Below are 3,296 nucleotides of genomic sequence, written 5' to 3' on the forward strand. Positions count from 1 at the left end.
TTCGGTTTAGTTTTGTTCACAGCTTACTGTAGCGCAAGGGTCGTACCCGTGACTACCTGCGAAAAATACGGGCATTCCCCATTATGCAACAAAGCCTCACAGAGGTGTACCAATTGTAACCATCCTGGATCGGATCACGCGAGATGAACCTGCCGGTGCTCGCATCGTACATACGATACCCAAGGCGCATCAGCCCCGTCTCGCTGTCCTGCTGGTAGCCATGATTTCCCGCGAAACCAGTTGAAGGCGTAGTCTACCGTCGTGCCGCCCGTCGTCTCGCTCTTGAGGCGGGATTCCGCGTCCCAACTCAGGCTGATGCTTCCACCACTCCAGCTTACGCTGATCGTGTTGCCCGCATCATCGTAGCTGTAGTTCTTTGTCGTGCCATCGAGAGTCTTAGTCACGGACAATATTCTACCCGCATTTCCCACCTTCCCAACTGTATCCTGCGCAACCATGATCCATGGGTGCCGACTGGAGGAGTTTCAGAAAGAGCGTCGCCGCATCCAGCGGGCCGCCGCGTTCTTGCTGCCGGCTGCACGCCCTTTCCGGTGATAGTGAGGTGAACAAAAGAAAAGCCCCTCCGATTTTCGGAGGGGCTTTTTGTTGCGGAGAGTCGCCGGAGCGCTCTACAGCTCTAGCTTGGTAGCACCACCCGGACCCGCGTTCGCGCTGGAGCGGAACGGCATTCCGAGCTGGTAGAGAAGGAAACGAGCCTCCTCATCTTTACCCGCGGAGGTCACGATGATAATGTCCATACCGCGAATCTTGTCAATCTGGTCGTAGCTAACCTCAGGGAAGGTGAGCTGCTCTTTCATGCCCATGGCGAAGTTACCACGGCCATCAAACGAGTTTGGGTTCACGCCCTGAAAGTCACGGACACGGGGGAGAGTGACATTGAGCAGCTTGTCCAGAAACTCCCACATACGAGCGCCGCGCAGCGTGACTTTACAGCCAATCTTAGCGCCCTCACGCAGCCGGAAGTTGGCGACGGATTTTTTCGCCACACAGATCGCGGGCTTCTGACCCGTGATAGCGGCCATGTCCTTGATCGCGTTCTCCAGAAGCTTCGGGTCGCCCCCGGTGCGGCCTGCCTCACCGACACCCATATTGAGAACGATCTTCTCTAGGCGGGGGGCTTCCATGATGTTCTTATAGCCAAACTGCTTTATCAGCGCAGGGGCCGCTTCTTTTTCGTAACGCTCTTGTAAGCGAGCTTTGTAGCCAGACATAATTTGTTTCCTTTCTCGGTTCCAACCGAGTCAGCTCCCGGCAGATGCCGGAGGGTTGAATGCCCAGGACGTTTACCGTTTACCGTCCGGGCGATTTTAGATGACCTCGCCGCCCTTGACAGCGACGCGGACTTTCTTGCCATCGCGCACTTCCACGCGAATGCGGGTGGGCTTGCCGTCTTTGTTGACCAGAGCCAGCTTACAGGCCAGCATCGGAGCCTCAACCGTAATTCGGCCACCCACGGGGTTAGGATCGGCAGCCGTTGGCTGGGCCTTCTCGTGCTTGGTCACCATATTGATGCCCGCAACCACGACCTTACCGGCCTTCGGGTAGCAGCGCGTCACCTCGCCGGTGCGCCCTTTGTCTTTGCCCGCGATCACAATCACGGTATCGCCCTTCTTAATAAAGAGCTTGCCTTCAAATACCTTCTTCTTACCTGGCATTAAAGTACCTCCGGTGCCAGCGAGACGATCTTCATCCCGCCTGAAATATTGGACTCGCGCATCTCACGAGCAACCGGGCCAAAGACACGGGTGCCACGCGGCTCTAGGTTGTTGTTGAGCACGACCGCCGCATTCTCATCGAAGCGAATCGTCGAGCCATCGCTACGCTTGATGGGCTTCTTGGTGCGGACGATAACCGCCTTCACAACATCGCCCTTCTTCACGTTCGAGTTCGGGGTTGCGGACTTGACGGCGGCGACGATCACATCACCGACACCACCCGTTTTGGTGGTAGAGCCCTTGAGCACACGGATGCACAGGAGCGAGCGCGCTCCCGAGTTGTCCGCGGCCTTCAGGCGGGTGTACTGCTGAATCATAAAAACTTTCCTTAACGTCGCAATAGGGCCGAGAGATTCGGCCCTACCCAGACGCTTATCGCAAACTGCGACGTGAATCCTACCCCCTAGCCCCCGTGCAACGGGGGGAATACAAAGAAATTCCTCATTGTCTCCCCGCCGGGCGGGGGTTAGGGGGTGGGTAAATGCTTACTTAGCCCGCTCGATCACACGAACGAGGCGCCAGCACTTTTCCTTCGAGACCGGACGGCACTCCATGATCTGAACCGTATCACCCGTATGGGCATCGTTGGTCTCATCATGTGCCTTGAACGCACGCGAGCGGCGTAGCGTCCGACCGTAGAGAGGGTGCGGCTTGAGGGTCATGATCGTCACAACAATGGTCTTATCCATTGCATCACTGGTCACCACCCCTTGACGGGTCTTCCGATAGCCGCGCTTTGTCTCCGTGATTTCTGGGGTTACTGTCTCTTCGGCCATCAGTTCGACTCCTTCTGCGCCAGATACATGTTGATCCGCGCAATGCGCTTGCGGGTCTTGCTCAGATCCGCCGTCTTCTCGAGCTGGCGCTTGCCATTGGCGAAACGCATTCCCCAGAGCTGCTTCTTGGCGGTGTCCAGTTGCTCACGCAGACCGGAGACATCCAGACCAGAAAGCTCGTCGCGCTCCTGCTTGGCCAGACGGTTATTCGCCATTGTTATTCTCCTCAGCGACTTCCTCAGCCGCATTTTCCTCAACGACCTCCTCAGTCGCCTTGGCCGCTTCCTGATCCTTTCGGTTCACAAAGCGGGTCGAGATCGGAAGCTTGTGCTGCGCAAGACGCATGGCCTCGCGGGCAAGCTCTTCCGTAACACCCGCCATCTCAAAGAGCATACGGCCTGGCTTTACCACACAGACCCAGCCCTCGACAGCTCCCTTACCGGATCCCATACGGGTCTCGGCAGGCTTCTTGGTGTAGGACTTGTCCGGGAAGATACGGATCCAGATCTTACCCCCACGCTTGATCTTACGGGTCATCGCACGACGAGCCGCTTCGATCTGATTGGCTGTCATCCAGCACGACTCCAGAGCCTGGAGCCCGAACTCACCGAAGCTCACTTCGGTACCGCCCTTGGCCTTGCCACGGCGATGGCCACGGTGCATGCGTCGGTACTTGACGCGTTTAGGCATTAACATTTTCTGTCTTACTCCCCTGTCGCCGTCGAGTAGCTACCACCACCTGTGTAGCCGCCACCGCCGCCTTCGTTTCCACCACGGGGGCCAC

At 57.4% G+C, this 3,296-nt stretch carries 8 protein-coding genes; all 8 read right to left on the reverse strand.

Annotation, left to right across the window (positions count from 1 at the left end):
* Positions 1-52: 52 nt before the first annotated feature.
* A complete protein-coding gene (locus tag ACH2EH_RS19420) occupies positions 53-190 on the reverse strand; it encodes a hypothetical protein (protein ID WP_395144261.1) in 138 nt (45 codons plus the stop codon).
* A complete protein-coding gene (locus ACH2EH_RS19425) occupies positions 135-404 on the reverse strand; it encodes a hypothetical protein (RefSeq protein WP_395144263.1) in 270 nt (89 codons plus the stop codon). Before ACH2EH_RS19425 ends, ACH2EH_RS19420 begins: the two co-directional genes overlap by 56 nt.
* A 225-nt stretch (positions 405-629) precedes the next feature.
* A complete protein-coding gene (gene rplE, locus ACH2EH_RS19430) occupies positions 630-1,232 on the reverse strand; it encodes a 50S ribosomal protein L5 (protein WP_309696427.1) in 603 nt (200 codons plus the stop codon).
* A 96-nt stretch (positions 1,233-1,328) separates the two neighbouring features.
* A complete protein-coding gene (gene rplX, locus ACH2EH_RS19435) occupies positions 1,329-1,676 on the reverse strand; it encodes a 50S ribosomal protein L24 (protein WP_395144265.1) in 348 nt (115 codons plus the stop codon).
* Positions 1,676-2,053 carry a 50S ribosomal protein L14 gene (gene rplN / locus ACH2EH_RS19440; protein WP_309696424.1) on the reverse strand — a complete coding sequence of 126 codons (378 nt, stop codon included), beginning with the start codon at positions 2,051-2,053 and terminating at the stop codon, positions 1,676-1,678. Before rplN ends, rplX begins: the two co-directional genes overlap by 1 nt.
* 168 nt (positions 2,054-2,221) lie before the next feature.
* Entirely contained in the window at positions 2,222-2,512 is a 291-nt protein-coding gene (gene rpsQ / locus ACH2EH_RS19445) for a 30S ribosomal protein S17 (RefSeq protein ID WP_309696423.1), read from the reverse strand.
* Positions 2,512-2,727, reverse strand: coding sequence for a 50S ribosomal protein L29 (rpmC, locus tag ACH2EH_RS19450; protein ID WP_309696421.1), 216 nt, complete (start codon positions 2,725-2,727; stop codon positions 2,512-2,514). Before rpmC ends, rpsQ begins: the two co-directional genes overlap by 1 nt.
* On the reverse strand, positions 2,717-3,208 hold the full coding sequence (gene rplP / locus ACH2EH_RS19455) for a 50S ribosomal protein L16 (protein ID WP_395144267.1): 492 nt from the start codon (positions 3,206-3,208) through the stop codon (positions 2,717-2,719). The genes rpmC and rplP overlap by 11 nt, the downstream gene beginning before the upstream one ends.
* Positions 3,209-3,296 lie beyond the last annotated feature (88 nt).

The organism is Armatimonas sp. (assembly GCF_043760365.1).
Classification (GTDB): Bacteria; Armatimonadota; Armatimonadia; order Armatimonadales; family Armatimonadaceae; genus Armatimonas.

Excerpts from the sequence above, each read along its gene's own strand:
- ACH2EH_RS19420 (WP_395144261.1), bottom strand. The coding sequence starts at position 190 with ATGCGCCTTGGGTATCGTATGTACGATGCGAGCACCGGCAGGTTCATC.
- rplE (WP_309696427.1), bottom strand. The coding sequence starts at position 1,232 with ATGTCTGGCTACAAAGCTCGCTTACAAGAGCGTTACGAAAAAGAAGCG.
- rplX (WP_395144265.1), bottom strand. The coding sequence starts at position 1,676 with ATGCCAGGTAAGAAGAAGGTATTTGAAGGCAAGCTCTTTATTAAGAAG.
- rplN (WP_309696424.1), bottom strand. The coding sequence starts at position 2,053 with ATGATTCAGCAGTACACCCGCCTGAAGGCCGCGGACAACTCGGGAGCG.
- rpsQ (WP_309696423.1), bottom strand. The coding sequence starts at position 2,512 with ATGGCCGAAGAGACAGTAACCCCAGAAATCACGGAGACAAAGCGCGGC.
- rpmC (WP_309696421.1), bottom strand. The coding sequence starts at position 2,727 with ATGGCGAATAACCGTCTGGCCAAGCAGGAGCGCGACGAGCTTTCTGGT.
- rplP (WP_395144267.1), bottom strand. The coding sequence starts at position 3,208 with ATGTTAATGCCTAAACGCGTCAAGTACCGACGCATGCACCGTGGCCAT.